At 65.2% G+C, this 348-nt stretch carries 1 pseudogene; it reads right to left on the minus strand.

What is annotated here, in order from left to right:
- Nucleotides 1–348: pseudogene (locus QCD69_RS22530) on the minus strand (VENN motif pre-toxin domain-containing protein); the annotation flags it as partial.

Here is a 348-nt window from a genome sequence, read left to right on the forward strand (position 1 = left end):
GCTGCCGCCAGCAGTTTCGGGTCCAGCTTCGCCTTCTCGCCCGCTATCTGGCCCTGCGTCCTCACGATATCGCTGGCCTGCAGGCCGATATCCACCACCGCCTGTACCGTCTCCACCCGGCGCTGCTCTTTCTCCCTGTCGAAGATTTTATCCAGACCCGGGTTGGCGTTCGCCACGTCGCGGCTCAGGTCGTTCACGCTCTGCTGCTGCTTCTCACCGTTGCGAACGGTAATGGCGCCCTCGCTCACCGCCGACTTAGTCACTGACGAGGCGCTGCCGCCGCCGTTGATGCCCGCCAGCATCGTGCTGGCCAGGTTGCCGAGCATCTGGCTGCCAATAGGGCCGCCG

This window comes from Erwinia sp. PsM31, from assembly GCF_030433775.1.
Classification (GTDB): domain Bacteria; phylum Pseudomonadota; class Gammaproteobacteria; order Enterobacterales; family Enterobacteriaceae; genus Erwinia; species Erwinia aeris.